The sequence below is a fragment of the Nocardiopsis sp. iso_25 genome (assembly GCF_056173305.1).
In genome coordinates this window covers 686,928-702,450 of the sequence record NZ_CM149667.1, presented here as the reverse complement: position 1 = coordinate 702,450, position 15,523 = coordinate 686,928, and the positions used below count along the sequence as shown (strand labels likewise).

General features: G+C 68.4%; 21 protein-coding genes. All 21 read right to left on the bottom strand.

The window, feature by feature from the left end:
- Window positions 1-3: 3 nt before the first annotated feature.
- Entirely contained in the window at window positions 4-402 is a 399-nt protein-coding gene (gene rpsH / locus AC0VX6_RS03255) for a 30S ribosomal protein S8 (RefSeq protein ID WP_013156125.1), read from the bottom strand.
- Window positions 403-672: 270 nt separating this feature from the next.
- Complete coding sequence (locus AC0VX6_RS03250) at window positions 673-858, bottom strand: type Z 30S ribosomal protein S14 (protein ID WP_013156124.1); 186 nt, start codon at window positions 856-858, stop codon at window positions 673-675.
- 13 nt (window positions 859-871) lie between these two features.
- Window positions 872-1,447, bottom strand: a complete 576-nt coding sequence (gene rplE, locus AC0VX6_RS03245; protein WP_047869962.1) for a 50S ribosomal protein L5 — start codon at window positions 1,445-1,447, stop codon at window positions 872-874.
- Complete coding sequence (rplX, locus tag AC0VX6_RS03240) at window positions 1,447-1,752, bottom strand: 50S ribosomal protein L24 (protein WP_013156122.1); 306 nt, start codon at window positions 1,750-1,752, stop codon at window positions 1,447-1,449. The genes rplE and rplX overlap by 1 nt, the downstream gene beginning before the upstream one ends.
- A 3-nt stretch (window positions 1,753-1,755) precedes the next feature.
- On the bottom strand, window positions 1,756-2,124 hold the full coding sequence (gene rplN, locus AC0VX6_RS03235) for a 50S ribosomal protein L14 (protein ID WP_013156121.1): 369 nt from the start codon (window positions 2,122-2,124) through the stop codon (window positions 1,756-1,758).
- Between the two features lie 103 nt (window positions 2,125-2,227).
- Complete coding sequence (gene rpsQ / locus AC0VX6_RS03230; RefSeq protein WP_013156120.1) at window positions 2,228-2,500, bottom strand: 30S ribosomal protein S17; 273 nt, start codon at window positions 2,498-2,500, stop codon at window positions 2,228-2,230.
- Window positions 2,497-2,748 (bottom strand): 50S ribosomal protein L29, encoded by a 252-nt coding sequence (gene rpmC, locus AC0VX6_RS03225; protein ID WP_013156119.1) that lies wholly within the window; start codon window positions 2,746-2,748, stop codon window positions 2,497-2,499. Before rpmC ends, rpsQ begins: the two co-directional genes overlap by 4 nt.
- Window positions 2,748-3,161, bottom strand: coding sequence for a 50S ribosomal protein L16 (rplP, locus tag AC0VX6_RS03220; RefSeq protein WP_013156118.1), 414 nt, complete (start codon window positions 3,159-3,161; stop codon window positions 2,748-2,750). Before rplP ends, rpmC begins: the two co-directional genes overlap by 1 nt.
- A gap of 3 nt (window positions 3,162-3,164) precedes the next feature.
- The gene (rpsC, locus tag AC0VX6_RS03215) at window positions 3,165-3,968 is read right to left on the bottom strand and encodes a 30S ribosomal protein S3 (RefSeq protein ID WP_047869961.1); all 804 of its coding nucleotides are present in this window, start codon (window positions 3,966-3,968) and stop codon (window positions 3,165-3,167) included.
- Window positions 3,968-4,336 carry a 50S ribosomal protein L22 gene (gene rplV / locus AC0VX6_RS03210; protein WP_017567302.1) on the bottom strand — a complete coding sequence of 123 codons (369 nt, stop codon included), beginning with the start codon at window positions 4,334-4,336 and terminating at the stop codon, window positions 3,968-3,970. The genes rpsC and rplV overlap by 1 nt, the downstream gene beginning before the upstream one ends.
- A 72-nt stretch (window positions 4,337-4,408) precedes the next feature.
- Window positions 4,409-4,687 (bottom strand): 30S ribosomal protein S19, encoded by a 279-nt coding sequence (gene rpsS, locus AC0VX6_RS03205; protein ID WP_013156115.1) that lies wholly within the window; start codon window positions 4,685-4,687, stop codon window positions 4,409-4,411.
- Between the two features lie 12 nt (window positions 4,688-4,699).
- Window positions 4,700-5,539 (bottom strand): 50S ribosomal protein L2, encoded by an 840-nt coding sequence (rplB, locus tag AC0VX6_RS03200; RefSeq protein ID WP_013156114.1) that lies wholly within the window; start codon window positions 5,537-5,539, stop codon window positions 4,700-4,702.
- A 58-nt stretch (window positions 5,540-5,597) separates the two neighbouring features.
- Entirely contained in the window at window positions 5,598-5,888 is a 291-nt protein-coding gene (gene rplW / locus AC0VX6_RS03195; RefSeq protein WP_013156113.1) for a 50S ribosomal protein L23, read from the bottom strand.
- Window positions 5,885-6,556: a 50S ribosomal protein L4 gene (gene rplD, locus AC0VX6_RS03190; protein ID WP_047869959.1), complete on the bottom strand. Its 672-nt coding sequence runs from the start codon at window positions 6,554-6,556 to the stop codon at window positions 5,885-5,887. The genes rplW and rplD overlap by 4 nt, the downstream gene beginning before the upstream one ends.
- A 3-nt stretch (window positions 6,557-6,559) precedes the next feature.
- Complete coding sequence (gene rplC, locus AC0VX6_RS03185; RefSeq protein ID WP_019610094.1) at window positions 6,560-7,210, bottom strand: 50S ribosomal protein L3; 651 nt, start codon at window positions 7,208-7,210, stop codon at window positions 6,560-6,562.
- Between the two features lie 12 nt (window positions 7,211-7,222).
- On the bottom strand, window positions 7,223-7,531 hold the full coding sequence (rpsJ, locus tag AC0VX6_RS03180; RefSeq protein ID WP_013156110.1) for a 30S ribosomal protein S10: 309 nt from the start codon (window positions 7,529-7,531) through the stop codon (window positions 7,223-7,225).
- Window positions 7,532-7,783: 252 nt separating this feature from the next.
- Entirely contained in the window at window positions 7,784-8,977 is a 1,194-nt protein-coding gene (tuf, locus tag AC0VX6_RS03175; protein WP_212641596.1) for an elongation factor Tu, read from the bottom strand.
- Window positions 8,978-9,057: 80 nt separating this feature from the next.
- Complete coding sequence (gene fusA, locus AC0VX6_RS03170; RefSeq protein ID WP_274976137.1) at window positions 9,058-11,172, bottom strand: elongation factor G; 2,115 nt, start codon at window positions 11,170-11,172, stop codon at window positions 9,058-9,060.
- A 40-nt stretch (window positions 11,173-11,212) separates the two neighbouring features.
- Entirely contained in the window at window positions 11,213-11,683 is a 471-nt protein-coding gene (gene rpsG, locus AC0VX6_RS03165) for a 30S ribosomal protein S7 (protein ID WP_013156107.1), read from the bottom strand.
- Between the two features lie 2 nt (window positions 11,684-11,685).
- Window positions 11,686-12,057 carry a 30S ribosomal protein S12 gene (gene rpsL / locus AC0VX6_RS03160; RefSeq protein ID WP_013156106.1) on the bottom strand — a complete coding sequence of 124 codons (372 nt, stop codon included), beginning with the start codon at window positions 12,055-12,057 and terminating at the stop codon, window positions 11,686-11,688.
- A 458-nt stretch (window positions 12,058-12,515) separates the two neighbouring features.
- Window positions 12,516-15,458 (bottom strand): hypothetical protein, encoded by a 2,943-nt coding sequence (locus AC0VX6_RS03155; protein ID WP_475483711.1) that lies wholly within the window; start codon window positions 15,456-15,458, stop codon window positions 12,516-12,518.
- Between the last annotated feature and the right edge of the window lie 65 nt (window positions 15,459-15,523).

The following is a 15,523-nucleotide window of genomic DNA, read 5'->3' as shown; positions in this document are numbered from 1 at the left end:
CTGTTACCAGACGTAGGCGAGGACTTCGCCGCCCACGCCACGCTTCTTGGCCTGCTTTTCGGTCATCAGGCCGCCGGACGTCGAAATGATCGCCACGCCGAGGCCACCCAGCACCCGCGGCAGGTTCTCCTTCTTGGCGTACACCCGCAGACCGGGCTTGGAGACCCGGCGGATGCCCGCGATGGAACGCTCCCGGGTGGGGCCGTACTTCAGGTCCAGGACGAGGTTCTGGCCCACGGGGGCCTCCTCGGTCCGCCAGCCCTGAATGAAGCCCTCCTGCTGGAGGATCTCGGCGATGTGCGCCTTGATCTTGGAATACGGCATCGCCACGGTGTCGTGGTAAGCCGAATTCGCGTTGCGCAGACGCGTGAGCATGTCTGCGATCGGGTCGGTCATCGTCATGGCCGACTGGCCCTTCCTCACCGCGGTTTCCGAGTGCGGGCTTTCCCAGAGCCTGCCCTTGCGCGGGTACTCCCGCGAAGGTGCACAAACGGACCTACGGCGTGGTCGTGGGCACCGCGGTCCCCTTCGGGACTGCCGTGCCCTGGTGGTTGGATGTTGCCGGACCGTGCCGCATCGTGCGGTCACGGACGCTGTTCGCGCCGAGGGTGGCGCTTCGGGGGGCCGACTCCGTGCACCCAGGGGTGGGCGAACGGTCGGCCCCGCCGGAAACTACCAGCTCGACTTGGTGATACCGGGCAGCTCGCCCCGGTGGGCCATCTCACGGAAGCAGATACGGCACAGGCCGAACTTCCGGAAGACGGCGCGCGGGCGGCCGCACCGCGAGCATCGAGTATACGCGCGAACGCCGAACTTCGGCTTCCGCTGCGACTTCGCGATCAGGGACTTCTTGGCCATGTGTGCTTACCCCTCAGGCTTCCTTGAACGGGAAACCGAGCCGCTTGAGCAGGCTGCGGCCCTGTTCGTCGGTCGTGGCGGTGGTGACGACCGTGATGTCCATCCCACGCTGCCGGTCGACCTTGTCCGGGTCCACCTCGTGGAACATGACCTGCTCGGTCAGCCCGAAGGTGTAGTTGCCGTTCCCGTCGAACTGCTTCGGGGACAGGCCACGGAAGTCCCGGATACGGGGCAGGGCCAGGGAGAGCAGCCGGTCGAGGAACTCCCACATCCGGTCGCCGCGCAGCGTGACGCTGGCGCCGATCGGCTGTCCCTCGCGCAGCTTGAACTGCGCGATGGAGTTCTTGGCCCGGTTGATCCGCGGCTTCTGGCCGGTGATCGCCGACAGGTCGGCGACCGCGCCCTGGATCAGCTTCGCGTCACGAGCCGCCTCGCCAACACCCATGTTGACCACGATCTTCGTCAGACCGGGGACCTGCATGATGTTGCCGATGCCGTGCTCCTCCTTGAGGGCGGCAACGATCTCGTTGCGGTACTTCTCCTTGAGCCGCGGCATCGGAGGGGCGGTGATGTCGTTGGTAACCGTCATCAGATGTCCTTACCGGTGCGGCGGGAGACGCGAACCTTGGTTCCGTCTTCCTCGAAGCGGTAGCCGACCCGGGTGGCCTTGCCGTCCTCCACGAGCGCGACGTTGCTCACGTGGATCGGGGCCTCCTTGGTGACGACCTCGCCCTGCTGGCCGCCCGCCGGGTTGGCCTTCCTGTGCTTCTTGACCAGGTTGACGCCCTCGACAACGACACGGTCTTCCTTCGGCAGGGCCTTGACGACCTTGCCGGTGGCACCCCGGTTCTTGCCGGCGAGAACGATGACCTCGTCGCCAGATTTGATCTTCATCGCTTAGAGCACCTCCGGCGCCAGCGAAATGATGCGCATGTACTTCTTGTCACGCAGCTCGCGGCCGACCGGGCCGAAGATGCGGGTGCCTCGCGGGTCCCCACCGTCCTTGATGAGCACGGCAGCGTTCTCATCGAAGCGGATGTAGGAGCCGTCGGGCCGGCGGCGCTCCTTGACGGTGCGCACGACAACGGCCTTGACGACGTCGCCCTTCTTGACTCCAGCGCCAGGCAGGGCGTCCTTCACCGTGGCGACGATGGTGTCGCCGATCCCGGCGTAGCGCCGACCCGAGCCACCGAGAACACGGATGGTAAGGATCTCCTTGGCACCCGTGTTGTCGGCGACCTTGAGTCGCGACTCCTGCTGAATCACGTCTGCTCCTGATGTGATGCGTGCGGTCCACTGCCGCACGGCTAGGTGGTCTCACCCCCGGGATCGGCGGCCGGCACGGGTGCCGGCCGCCGACAGGCTGGGGTTACTTAGCCTTCTCCAGGATCTCCACGACGCGCCAGCGCTTGGTCGCGGAGAGCGGCCTGGTCTCCATCAGACGGACCAGGTCGCCCACGCCACAGGAGTTCGCCTCGTCGTGCGCCTTGTACTTGGACGTGCGACGGATGACCTTGCCGTACCTGGCGTGCGTGATGCGGTCCTCGACCTCGACGACGACGGTCTTGTCCATCTTGTCGCTGACGACGTAGCCCTCGCGCACCTTGCGGTAGTTGCGGGTCGCGGTCTGGTTCTCACTCATTCGGCTGCTTCCTTCTCCTGCGCCGACTCACCAGACAGCGGGGCGATACCCAGCTCGTGCTCACGCAGGATCGTGTAGATCCGGGCGATCTCGCGCTTGACGGTACGCAGTCGGCTGTGGTTGTCGAGCTGGCCGGTGGCGGCCTGGAAGCGGAGGTTGAACAGCTCTTCCTTGGCTTCCTTGAGCTTGGCGACCAGGTCCTCGACGGACTGGTCACGGAGCTCATGGGCAGTCACGGACTTGGCCATCACTCCCCCTCCCGCGTAACGAACTTGCACTTCATCGGGAGCTTGTGCATCGCACGGCGCATCGCCTCCTTGGCGATGGCCTCGGGCACGCCCGACAGCTCGAACATCACGCGACCGGGCTTGACCGGCGCGACCCACCACTCCGGGGAACCCTTACCGGAACCCATGCGGACCTCGGCGGGCTTCTTGGTCAGCGGGCGGTCCGGGAAGATGTTGATCCACACCTTGCCGCCACGCTTGATGTGACGCGTCATGGCGATACGAGCGGACTCGATCTGACGGTTCGTCACGTAGGCCGACTCCAGGGCCTGGATGCCGAACTCACCGAAAGTGACCGTCGTGCCGCCCTTGGCCTTGCCGCGCAGATCCGGGTGGTGCTGCTTGCGGTACTTGACCTTACGAGGAATAAGCACTGGTCAGCTCCCCTCGGACTTCGCGGACTCGGCCGGGGCCTTGGCCTCGGCGTTCTGCGGCTGGCCGCCACCGGCACCGCCGCGACGACGACGCTGGGGGCGTTCGCGGCGCTGACCGCCGCCACCGCCACCGCCGCCGGCGGAGCGCTGCGCGGCCTGGGCCGCCTCGCGCTCGGCGCGGGTGGCGGGCGCGTCACCCTTGTAGATCCAGACCTTCACACCGATGCGGCCGAAGGTCGTACGGGCCTCGAAGAAGCCGTAGTCGATGTCGGCGCGCAGGGTGTGCAGGGGCACACGGCCCTCGCGGTAGAACTCCGAGCGCGACATCTCAGCCCCGCCCAGGCGGCCACCGCACTGGATGCGGATGCCCTTGGCACCGCTCTTCATGGCGGTCTGCATGGCCTTGCGCATCGCGCGGCGGAAGGCCACGCGGCTGCTCAGCTGCTCGGCGACGCCCTGGGCGACGAGCTGCGCGTCGATCTCGGGGTTCTTGACCTCGAAGACGTTCAGCTGGACCTGCTTGCCGGTCAGCTTCTCCAGGTCGGTCCGGATGCGGTCGGCCTCGACGCCGCGGCGGCCGATGACGATGCCCGGCCGGGCGGTGTAGACGTCGACGCGGACGCGGTCACGGGTGCGCTCGATCTCCACCTTGGAGATGCCCGCGCGCTCCATGCCGCGGGTCAGCATCCGACGGATCGCGACGTCTTCCTTGACGTAGTCCTTGTAGGACTTGTCGGCGTACCAACGGCTCTTGAAGTCGGTGGTGACTCCGAGGCGGAACCCGTGCGGGTTTACCTTCTGCCCCACTATCGGGTCCTTTCCTTCGTCTTGGACGAGGCGCCCGAGCGCTCAGCGACGACCACGGTGATGTGGCTCGTGCGCTTGGTCACCCGGAAGGCGCGGCCGAAGCCTCGCGGACGAATGCGCTTCAGGGTCGGACCCTCGTCCACCCACGCGCCTTCGACCACCAGCGTCCCGCGGTCCAGCTTGTCGTTGTGCTCGGCGTTGGCGATGGCGCTAGCCAGCACCTTGCCAACGGGCTCGCTCGCCGACTGGGGCGCGAACCGGAGCACCGCCTGTGCCTCGTCAGCGGGCAACCCGCGAATAAGGTCCACCACCCGGCGGGCCTTTCGGGGCGTAACACGGACGAACCGTGCCTGTGCCCTCGTTCCCATCGCTTTTCCCTCGCTCACGGAAATTCATCTCCACTCACCGTGGAGAAATGGTTCTTTCTGCTGCTGCAACCGCTAACGGCGGCTACGGCGGTCTTCCTTGACGTGGCTGCGGAAAGTACGCGTGGGAGCGAACTCACCGAGCTTGTGGCCGACCATCGACTCGGACACGAACACGGGGACGTGCTTGCGGCCGTCGTGGACGGCGATCGTGTGACCGATCATCTCCGGAACGATCATGGACCGCCGGGACCACGTCTTGATGACGTTCTTGGTCCCCTTCTCGTTCTGCGACTCCACCTTCTTGATGAGGTGGTCGTCGACGAAGGGACCCTTCTTAAGGCTACGTGGCATCAGACGTGCTCCTTACCGCTTCTTCTTACCGCTACGCCGACGCCGCACGATGAGCTTGTCGCTGGCCTTGTTCTTGGCCCGGGTCCGGCCTTCCTTCTTACCCCAGGGGCTGACCGGGTGGCGGCCACCGGAGGTCTTGCCCTCACCACCACCGTGGGGGTGGTCGACCGGGTTCATCACGACACCGCGGACGGTCGGGCGCTTGCCCTTCCAGCGGGAGCGGCCGGCCTTGCCCCAGTTGATGTTGGACTGCTCGGCGTTGCCCACCTGGCCGACGGTGGCGCGGCAGGTGATCTCCACCATGCGCATCTCACCGGAGGGCATACGCAGCGTGGCGTACTTGCCCTCCTTGGCCAGGAGCTGGATCTGCGAGCCCGCGGAGCGGCCCAGCTTGGCGCCGCCGCCCGGCTTCAGCTCGACCGCGTGCACGAACGTACCCGTGGGGATGTTGCGCAGCGGGAGGCAGTTGCCGGGCTTGATGTCGGACTGCGGACCGTTCTCGACCCGGTCGCCCTGCTTGAGGCCGGCCGGAGCCAGGATGTAGCGCTTCTCGCCGTCCACGTAGTGGAGCAGCGCGATGCGCGCGGTGCGGTTCGGGTCGTACTCGATGTGGGCGACCTTGGCCGGCACGCCGTCCTTGTCGTGACGACGGAAGTCGATCACGCGGTAGGCGCGCTTGTGGCCACCGCCCTGGTGGCGGGCGGTGATGCGGCCGTGGCCGTTGCGACCGCCCTTGGAGTGGAGCGGACGCACCAGGGACTTCTCGGGCTCCGAGCGCGTGATCTCGACGAAGTCGCTCACGCTGGAGCCGCGACGACCCGGTGTCGTCGGCTTGTACTTACGAATGCCCATCTTCTTCGCGCATTCCTTTACGTGTTGCTTGGTGTGTAGCGGTCAGACCCGGGAGAGGTCAGACACCGAAGATGTCGATCCGGTCGCCCTCGGCGACACTGACGATCGCGCGCTTGGTGTCGGGACGCTTCCCGTAACCGAAGCGGGTGCGCTTGCGCTTGCCCTTGCGGTTGATCGTGTTCACGCTCGTGACCTTCACCTCGAAGATCTTCTCGATCGCGATCTTGATCTGGGTCTTGTTGGCGTCCGGGCGGACGATGAACGTGTACTTGTTCTCGTCCATGAGCCCGTAGCTCTTCTCGGAGATCACCGGCTCGACGATGATGTCCCGGTGGTCGGCGATCCTCACTGGTCGTCCTCCTCGGACTGCGCGGCCTTGGAGGCACCGGCCGCGTGGGCCAGGAACTCGGCGTAGCCCGCCTCGGTGAAGACCACGTCGTCCGAGTAGAGGACGTCGTAGGTGTTCACCTGGTCCGCGTCGAGGATGTGCACCTCTTCGACGTTGCGCAGGGCGCGCCGGTTGTGCTCGTCGTCGCGGGCCAGCACCACCAGGACCTTGTCGGACTCGGTGACCTGGCGCAGCGCCTTCAGAGCGGTCTTGGTGAACTTGCTCTCCAGGTCCTCGGCCACGAACTGGCTGACGACGTGGATGCGGCCGTGGCGCGCCCGGTCCGAGAGGGCTCCGCGCAGGGCGGCGGCCTTCATCTTCTTGGGGGTGCGCTGGCTGTAGTCGCGCGGCTGGGGTCCGTGGACCGTGCCGCCGCCGGTGTACTGCGGGGCGCGGATGGAACCCTGGCGGGCCCGGCCCGTGCCCTTCTGGCGGTAGGGCTTCTTGCCACCGCCGCGGACGTCGCCGCGGGTCTTGGTGGCGTGCGTGCCCTGACGGCCAGCGGCGAGCTGGGCGTTCACGACCTGGTGGATCAGCGGGATGCTGACCTGCTGGGCGAAGACGCTGTCCGGCAGCTCGACGCTGCCCTTGGCGCCGCCCTCAAGGTTCTTGACCTCGATCTGGGCCATGGCTTACTTGTCCCCCTTCACAGCGGTGCGGACGAGCACCAGACCGCCGTTGGGACCGGGGACGGCACCCTTGACCAGGATGAGCCCCTTCTCCGCGTCGACGGAGTGAACGGTCAGGTTCTGGACGGTCTTGCGCACGTTGCCCATGCGACCGGCCATCCGCATGCCCTTGAACACGCGGCCGGGCGTGGCGCAGCCGCCGATGGAACCGGGCGAGCGGTGCTTGCGCTGGGTACCGTGCGAGGCGGAGAGGCCGCGGAAACCGTGGCGCTTCATCACACCCGCGAAGCCCTTGCCCTTGCTCTTGCCCGTGACGTCGACCTTCTGGCCGGTCTCGAAGCTGTCCGCGGTGACCTCCTGGCCGAGCGTGTACTCGGTGGCGTCGGTCGTGCGGACCTCGACGTAGTGGCGGCGCGGGGTCAGGTCGTGGCTGCGCAGGTAGTCGCCGAGCGGCTTGTTGACCTTGCGCGGGTTGATCTGCCCGTAGCCGAGCTGGATGGCGGAGTAGCCATCGGTGTCCGGAGTCCGGATGCGGCTCACGACGCACGGACCGGCCTTCAGAACCGTCACGGGCACCATCTTGCCCGCGTCGTCGAAGACCTGGGTCATGCCGAGCTTTTCGCCCAGAACTCCCTTGATCTGCTTGGTGGCCATGTCTGTGCGTCCTTAAAGCTTGATCTCGATGTCAACGCCCGCCGGGAGGTCGAGTCGCATGAGCGAGTCGACCGTCTTCGGCGTGGGGTCGATGATGTCGATCAGCCGCTTGTGCGTGCGCATCTCGAAGTGCTCGCGCGAGTCCTTGTACTTGTGCGGCGATCGGATGACGCAGTAAACGTTCTTCTCCGTCGGCAGCGGCACCGGGCCCGCGACCTGTGCGCCAGTTCGCGTCACAGTCTCGACGATCTTGCGAGCCGAGCTGTCGATGACCTCGTGGTCATAGGCCTTTAGCCGAATGCGGATCTTCTGTCCCGCCATGTGGCCTGTTCGTCCTTCGCTTCAGTGTCCGTAACGGTGAGCTGTTCCCGGTCACAGACGCCCAGGCCCGGCGGATCCGCCGTTGTAGCCGTGAGCCCCTATTCCCTTGAGAAACCGCAACAGGGCTTGCCCCTGCGGTGCGTCACCGTCACAGAGCCCGATGACGTCTTGTGTGCTGGTGGGCGGGCCGTGGACCCACGGCCCGCCCACCACGGCGGGGACGGCTCCGAAGGGGCCGCCCCCGCACGGGTACTACTTGAGGATCTTCGTGACGCGACCCGCGCCCACGGTCCGGCCACCCTCGCGGATGGCGAACTTCAGGCCGTCCTCCATCGCGACGGGCTGGATGAGCTGGACGGTCATCTCGGTGTTGTCACCGGGCATGACCATCTCGGTGCCCTCCGGCAGCGTCACGACGCCGGTGACGTCCGTGGTGCGGAAGTAGAACTGCGGGCGGTAGTTGTTGAAGAACGGCGTGTGGCGGCCACCCTCGTCCTTGGACAGGATGACGACCTGGGCCTCGAACTCGGTGTGCGGGGTGGTCGTGCCGGGCTTGATGACGACCTGGCCGCGCTCGACGTCCTCGCGCTTGATGCCGCGCAGGAGCAGACCGACGTTGTCGCCGGCCTGGCCCTGGTCGAGCAGCTTGCGGAACATCTCGACACCGGTGACCGTGGTGGTCTGCTTCTCGTCCTTGATACCGACGATGTCGACGGTCTCGTTGACGTTGACGATGCCGCGCTCGATGCGGCCGGTGACGACGGTGCCGCGACCGGTGATCGAGAAGACGTCCTCGATCGGCATGAGGAAGGGCTTGTCGGTGTCACGCTCGGGCTCGGGGATGAACTGGTCCACGGTGCCCATGAGCTCCAGGACGGACTTGCCCCACTCCTCGTCGCCCTCCAGCGCCTTGAGCGCGGAGACCTTGGTGACGGGGACGTCGTCGCCGGGGAACTCGTACTCGCTGAGGAGCTCACGGACCTCGAGCTCGACGAGCTCGAAGATCTCCTCGTCGTCCACCATGTCGGCCTTGTTCAGGGCCACCACGATGTAGGGCACGCCGACCTGGCGGGCCAGGAGCACGTGCTCCTTGGTCTGCGGCATCGGGCCGTCGGTGGCGGCCACGACCAGGATGGCGCCGTCCATCTGCGCCGCACCGGTGATCATGTTCTTCACGTAGTCCGCGTGACCGGGGCAGTCGACGTGGGCGTAGTGACGCGCCTCGGTCTGGTACTCGACGTGGGCGACGGAGATGGTGATACCGCGCTCGCGCTCCTCAGGAGCGTTGTCGATGTCCTCGAACGGAGTGAACGGGTTCAGCTCCGGGTACGCGTCGTGCAGCACCTTGGTGATGGCCGCGGTCAGCGTGGTCTTGCCGTGGTCGATGTGACCGATGGTGCCGATGTTGACGTGCGGCTTAGTCCGCTCGAACTTTGCTTTCGCCACTGGATGTCTCCTAGACGTACAGAGCTGTCTGGTGCTCGCTCCCCGCGTGGACGGGGAGCGGGCTGGTTACGTGTTCGCGACTATTCGCCGCGGACCTTCGCCACAATTTCTTGGGCGACAGCGGACGGAACCTCCGCGTAGGAGTCGAACACCATCGAGTAGTTGGCTCGACCCTGCGTGCGGCTGCGCAGGTCACCCACGTAGCCGAACATTTCGGAGAGGGGCACCTGGGCCTTGACGATACGGACACCGGAACGCTCGTCCATGGACTGGATCTGTCCACGGCGGGAGTTCAGGTCGCCGATCACGTCACCCATGTACTCCTCGGGAGTGGTGACCTCGACAGCCATGACCGGCTCCAGGAGAGTCGGCTTGGCCAGCTTGACCGCCTCCTTGAAGGCGATCGAACCGGCGGTCTTGAAGGCCATCTCGGAGGAGTCGACCTCGTGGTACTGGCCGTCCTGGAGCGTCACCTTGACGCCGACGAGCGGGTAGTGCGCGAGCACGCCCAGCTCGGCGGCCTCCTGGCAGCCGGCGTCGACCGAGGGGATGTACTCCCTCGGGATGCGGCCACCGGTGACGGCGTTGACGAACTCGTAGCCCGAGGCGTCGCCGCTCTCGGTCTCCAGGGGCTCGACGTCGATCTTGACCTTGGCGAACTGGCCCGACCCACCGGTCTGCTTCTTGTGGGTGTAGACGTGCCCCTCGACCTTCTTGCGAATGGTCTCGCGGTAGGCCACCTGCGGCTTGCCGATGTTCGCCTCGACCTTGAACTCGTCGCGCATGCGGTTGACGAGCACCTCGAGGTGCAGCTCGCCCATGCCCGAGATCACGGTCTGACCGGTCTGGTCGTCCGTGGCGACCTGGAACGAGGGGTCCTCGTCCGCGAGGCGCTGGATCGCGATGCCCAGCTTCTCCTGGTCGCTCTTGGTCTTGGGCTCGATGGCCACCTCGATGACCGGAGCCGGGAAGGTCATGGACTCCAGGACGATCGGGTTCGCCTGGTCGCACAGGGTCTCACCGGTCGTGGTGTCCTTGAGGCCCATGACGGCGACGATGTCGCCGGCGCCGACCTCGGAGATCTCCTCGCGCTTGTTGGAGTGCATGCGGTAGATCTTGCCGATGCGCTCCTTGCGGCCCTTGAGGCTGTTGAGCACCTGGGTGCCCGCCTGGAGAACGCCGGAGTAGACACGCACGTAGGTCAGCTTGCCCAGGTGCGGGTCGCTCATGATCTTGAAGACCAGAGCCGACAGCGGCTCGTCGTTGCTCGGCTTGCGGACGAGCTTGGTCTCCTCGGTCTCGTCCTTGGGGTCGTGGCCCTCGACGCCCTCGACGTCCAGCGGCGAGGGGAGGTAGGCGGTGACCGCGTCGAGCAGGGGCTGCACGCCCTTGTTCTTGAACGCGGTGCCGCACACGACCGGGACGGCCGTACCGGCGATGGTCGCGCGGCGGATCGCGGGGACGAGCTGCTCCACGGTGGGCTCCTGGCCCTCCAGGTACATCTCCATGATCTCGTCGTCGGCCTCGGCCAGCGTCTCGATGAACTGGTCGCGGGCCTCGCGGGCGGCGTCGGCGTGGCTCTCGGGGATGTCGACGGTGTCGTACATCTCGCCGAGCGCGGCCTCGTCGTTCCAGACGTAGGCCTTCATGCGGACGAGGTCGATGACGCCCTTGAAGTCGCTCTCGGCGCCGATGTTGAGCTGGATCGGCATGGCGTTGGCGCCGAGGCGCTCACGGAACATGTCGACACAGCGCTGGAACTCGGCGCCGATCTTGTCCATCTTGTTGACGAAGCAGATACGCGGGACGCCGTAGCGGTCCGCCTGGCGCCAGACCTGCTCCGACTGGGGCTCAACGCCCTCCTTGGCGTCGAAGACCGCGACGGCACCGTCGAGCACACGCAGCGACCGCTCGACCTCGACCGTGAAGTCGACGTGGCCGGGCGTGTCGATGATGTTGATGGTGTGGTCGTCCCAGTGGGTGGTGGTAGCAGCCGAGGTAATGGTGATACCCCGCTCCTGCTCCTCCTTCATCCAGTCCATCGTGGCAGCGCCATCGTGGACCTCGCCCACCTTGTGGGTCACACCGGTGTAGTAGAGGATCCGCTCAGTCGTCGTGGTCTTACCAGCGTCGATGTGAGCCATGATCCCGATGTTGCGGACCTTGGCCAGGTCAAGAACAGTTTTGGCAGCCATGAGGCTCGTCGTCCCTCGGTCTGTTTCGAACCCGCCGGAATTACCAGCGGTAGTGCGCGAAGGCCTTGTTCGACTCGGCCATCTTGTGCGTGTCCTCACGCTTCTTGACAGCCGCGCCGAGACCGTTGCTGGCGTCGACCAGCTCGTTCATCAGACGCTCGGTCATGGTCTTCTCACGGCGCTGGCGCGCGTAGGAGACCAGCCAGCGCAGGGCCAGCGTGGTGGACCGGGAGGCGCGAACCTCGACCGGCACCTGGTAGGTCGCGCCGCCGACGCGGCGGCTGCGGACCTCGAGCGCGGGCTTGACGTTGTCCAGTCCCCGCTTCAGGACGACGAGCGGGTCCTGGCCGGTCTTCTCGCGAGCGCCCTCCAGGGCGTCGTAGACGACGCTCTGGGCGATGGAGCGCTTGCCGTCGAGCAGCACCTTGTTGATCAGTGCGGTGACGAGCGGCGAGCCGTAGACCGGGTCGGTGATGAGCTGGCGCTTCGGCGCCGGGCCCTTGCGCGGCATGCTTACTTCTCCTTCTTGGCGCCGTAACGGCTACGCGCCTGCTTGCGGTTACGGACACCCTGCGTGTCGAGCGAGCCGCGCACGATGCGGTAACGGACACCCGGCAGGTCCTTCACACGGCCACCGCGCACGAGCACGATGCTGTGCTCCTGGAGGTTGTGGCCGATGCCGGGGATGTAGGCCGTGACCTCGATCTGGCTGCTCAGCTTGACTCGGGCGACCTTGCGCAGAGCGGAGTTCGGCTTCTTGGGCGTGGTGGTGTAGACACGAGTGCACACACCACGACGCTGCGGACTCCCCTTCAGCGCCGGGGTCTTGTTCTTTGCGACCTTGTCCTGTCGGCCCTTGCGGACCAGCTGCTGGATGGTGGGCACCGCGTCTCCGTCTTCCTCGTGACCTACGCCGGTTCTCGTAGCCGATATCGCTATTGACCTGCTGGATTTCCCGAACCTCCCCGACCCCCGATGTCGGGCGTGTCGCGTTCGTTCCCGCGCATGGCGAAAACGAGTTCACACCCGGCCGAGAGGCCGAATCATGGGAGGGGGTTCACATGCGCCGCGCACCGTAGGTCCTCGTCTGCGGAACCGGGCGCCGCACTCGCATGTGCGACCCGTCGACTCACGGGCACAATCACACAGGCTACCGCTTGCCGTCAGGACGGTCAAAACGGTGTGCGACATGACGGGAACCGTCGGGACGGATCCTCGCTCAGCCGTGGGTCGCCACCATTCTACGCGGTCCTGCGGCTGCTCGGCCCCGCTTCTGCGAGAGCGCGGCCGAAGGCTGACGGCCGCCTCCCCGGGACGATTGTCCCCGAGAGGCGGCCGTCGCGCTACAGGACCAGCCAGAGGGCGACGGAGATCACCGTCACCAGGATGCCCACGACGGCGAAGACCGTTCCGGTCGTGATCAGGCCGAGGCCGTCGAGCTGTCCGCGGGACCCGCGGATCGCCCTCTTGGCCTTGGGCCCGGTGACCAGCAGGGCCAGGACGGCCGTGACCAGTCCCACGCCGGGCAGCAGCGAGGCCACGCCCAGCCACAGGGTGAGCGTCGCTCCCCGCTCGGTGTCGGCGAGGAAGTCGATGCTGTCGTAGCCGGGGTAGGCGTCACCGGCCTCGCCGCCCAGGGGGCGGTCGCCGAAGCCGGGGAACTCCTCGGCGATCGGGTCCTTGCGGCGCCTGCTGCGTCCCGCCGGGGCGGCGGGCATGCCGTAGTCGGCCGGGGTGAACCCGTCCTCGTACTCGGAGTCGTCCCGGTCGCGACGCTCGTCACCGTGTGGCTCGGGGTCGTCGTCGTAGCCGTACTCCGGCTCCGGCAGGTCCGCGTCCCCGTCGCGGCCGTACTCCGGCCCCTCCTGGTCGTACTCCGGCCCGTCGGGGTCGTCGTCGTAGCGGTCGTAGTCCGCTTCGCCGTCCCCGCGGCGGTCGTCGCGCCGGTACTCGTCGTCGTCCGCCCAGCCCCCCTCTCCGGCCAGGGCGCGGGCGTCGAACATCTGGGTGGCCCCGCCGGGGTCCTCCAGCGGGTCCTGCTCTCTGGAGCGGGCGCGCGACTGCATGTCGGCGATCGCACCCAGCGGGTCGTCCGCGCCGGGGACCGCCGCGGAGAGCTCACCGGTGTCGGGCCCTCCCCAGTCGACGGTCTCGGCCCGTCCGGACGAGGACTCCCTGCGGCGCTGCTCCGCCTCGCGGACCACGTCCGGCAGCCGGGGGTCGTTGCGGTCGAACGCCCACGTGTTGCCGCTGCCGCTGCCCAGCCCGGAGGGCGAGAGTTCGTCGCCGTACCCGTCGCCCCACGAGCCGCCGGAGCCCGCGCCGGGCCGGTCGTCGGTGCGGCCGGAGGGCGCCCAGGCGTCCGGGGCGTCGGCGCCCGCGGGGGCGCTGTCGGCGCCCCCGAAGTCGCCGCCGAGTTCGTCGTCGTCCCAGGAGCGGCCGCGTGCGCGGTCTCCCCCGAGGGGGTCGTCGCCGTAGGGGCGGTCGTCCCAGGCTTCGGCGGCGCGCTCGCCGGTCCCGTGCCGGGGGGCGCGGTCGTCCAGGAGCCGGTCCGCCGGGGCTCCGTCGTCCCAGGAACCGCCGTCGGGTCCGGGCACGTCGGTCCAGGAGGCCTGGCCGCGCTCCCGGTCGGGAGCGTCGTCGTCCCAGCCGGAGGAGGCGCGGGTGTCGTCCTCCCAGGGCCGGCCGCCCCGGTCAGCGGTCCACGGACCCCGGCCGCCCACGGGGTCGGGGCCCCAGGGCTGGTCGGTGGCGGAGGAGGGCCGCGTCTCCCACGACGCGGGGCCCAGGCCGTCGTCGGCCGCGTCACGTCCGCGGCCCGGAGCGTTGTCGTCCCACGGCTGGCCGGACGCGCCGACAGCCGGGGACTCCCACGACGCGGGGCCCAGACCGTCGTCGAGCGGGTCGCGCGTACCGCCCGCGGGGGCGTCTTCCCAGGGCTGGGCGCCCCGGTCGGCGTTCCAGGCGCCGGGGGCGTCGGCGGAGCCGGTGTCCCAGGGCCGGGCGTCCTCCACCGGACCGCCGCTGCCGGAGGCGTCGGCGTCCCAGGAGGAGGGGGAACGGGTTTCGTCCTCCCAGGGACGGGCGGCGGGGGCCGGGACGTCCCACGAGGCCGTGCCGAGGCCGTCGTCGAGCGGATCGCGCCGGTCGGCGACCGGAGCGTCCTCCCACGGCTGACCACCGGACACACCGGAGGAGGGCGCCTCGTCCCACGGCTGACCACCGGACGCGGCGGAGGAGGGAGTCTCCCACGACGCGGGGCCCAGGCCGTCGTCGGAGGTGTCCCGGGCACGGGCCGGGGCGTCGTCCCACGGCTGGCCGGGGGCGGACGAGGACGGGGTGTCCCAGGGCCGGGACCCGTCGGCCGAACCGCTCTCAACGGAACCACCGGTTCCGGGGGAGTCCGACCACGGGGCCGACGCACCGAGGTCGTCCCCGCCGGCGGGGACTTCGGCGTCCCAGGATGAGGGAGAGCGCGTGTCGTCCTCCCAGGGACGGGCGGCGGGGGCCGGGACGTCCCACGAGGCCGTGCCGAGGCCGTCGTCGAGCGGATCGCGCCGGTCGGCGACCGGAGCGTCCTCCCACGGCTGACCACCGGACGCGGCGGAAGGGGGAGCATCGTCCCACGGCTGACCGGACGCGCCGGAGGAAGGAGCCTCGTTCCACGGCTGACCACCGGACACACCGGAAGAGGGTGCCTCGTCCCACGGCTGACCGGACGCGCCGGGGGACGGGGCGTCCCAGGACGGCGCGCCCCGGTCCTCGTCCACCGGTGCGCCGGGAGCCCACGGCTGTTCGGCGGCGGAGCCGGGCGCGGAGGAGGGCTCGTCCCGGAGCTGCCCGGCGTCCGGGGCGTCCCGGTCGTCCAGCGCGGGGAACTCCTGGGTCCGGGGACCGTCGGACCATGCCTCGGGCCGGTCGGTGTCCCGCTCCGACGGGAGCGGCACCTGGGCGCTGGCCGCGACGCTCGGCAGGGAGGGCTCCTCGGCCTCTCCCGGAACCCTGGTCAGCGGCTGGTAGGCCGCGGACCCGGCGCCCGGGTAGGAGATGCCGTGGGAGGCGGGGGGCGGCGGTCCGCCCAGCGCCTCCGGGTAGGGCTCCACCATCGCCGGGCGGGACGAGCTCAGCCCCGCGTACCCCCCGCTGTCCGGGAAGACCGTGTCAGCGGTCCCCTCCGATTCGAGCGGGTCCTGGTAGTCCGACTGTGTGCGATAGCGGTTCTCGCTCGGCTTGAACCACGAGTCCTCCGCGTCGGAGTCCCGCCGTTCGCCCCCGTTGTCAGTCACCTGTGCCTCTCCCGCCAGCGCAGTAGCGCCGTCTTCCGTCCGCGTCAGCGGACCCTGTGCGCGGA

Bases quoted from the DNA above. Each gene is read 5' to 3' on its own strand.
- rpsH (WP_013156125.1), bottom strand. From the start codon at position 402: ATGACGATGACCGACCCGATCGCAGACATGCTCACGCGTCTGCGCAAC.
- AC0VX6_RS03250 (WP_013156124.1), bottom strand. From the start codon at position 858: ATGGCCAAGAAGTCCCTGATCGCGAAGTCGCAGCGGAAGCCGAAGTTC.
- rplE (WP_047869962.1), bottom strand. From the start codon at position 1,447: ATGACGGTTACCAACGACATCACCGCCCCTCCGATGCCGCGGCTCAAG.
- rplX (WP_013156122.1), bottom strand. From the start codon at position 1,752: ATGAAGATCAAATCTGGCGACGAGGTCATCGTTCTCGCCGGCAAGAAC.
- rpsQ (WP_013156120.1), bottom strand. From the start codon at position 2,500: ATGAGTGAGAACCAGACCGCGACCCGCAACTACCGCAAGGTGCGCGAG.
- rpmC (WP_013156119.1), bottom strand. From the start codon at position 2,748: ATGGCCAAGTCCGTGACTGCCCATGAGCTCCGTGACCAGTCCGTCGAG.
- rplV (WP_017567302.1), bottom strand. From the start codon at position 4,336: ATGGGAACGAGGGCACAGGCACGGTTCGTCCGTGTTACGCCCCGAAAG.
- rpsS (WP_013156115.1), bottom strand. From the start codon at position 4,687: ATGCCACGTAGCCTTAAGAAGGGTCCCTTCGTCGACGACCACCTCATC.
- rplB (WP_013156114.1), bottom strand. From the start codon at position 5,539: ATGGGCATTCGTAAGTACAAGCCGACGACACCGGGTCGTCGCGGCTCC.
- rplD (WP_047869959.1), bottom strand. From the start codon at position 6,556: ATGGCCCAGATCGAGGTCAAGAACCTTGAGGGCGGCGCCAAGGGCAGC.
- rplC (WP_019610094.1), bottom strand. From the start codon at position 7,210: ATGGCCACCAAGCAGATCAAGGGAGTTCTGGGCGAAAAGCTCGGCATG.
- rpsJ (WP_013156110.1), bottom strand. From the start codon at position 7,531: ATGGCGGGACAGAAGATCCGCATTCGGCTAAAGGCCTATGACCACGAG.
- fusA (WP_274976137.1), bottom strand. From the start codon at position 11,172: ATGGCTGCCAAAACTGTTCTTGACCTGGCCAAGGTCCGCAACATCGGG.
- rpsG (WP_013156107.1), bottom strand. From the start codon at position 11,683: ATGCCGCGCAAGGGCCCGGCGCCGAAGCGCCAGCTCATCACCGACCCG.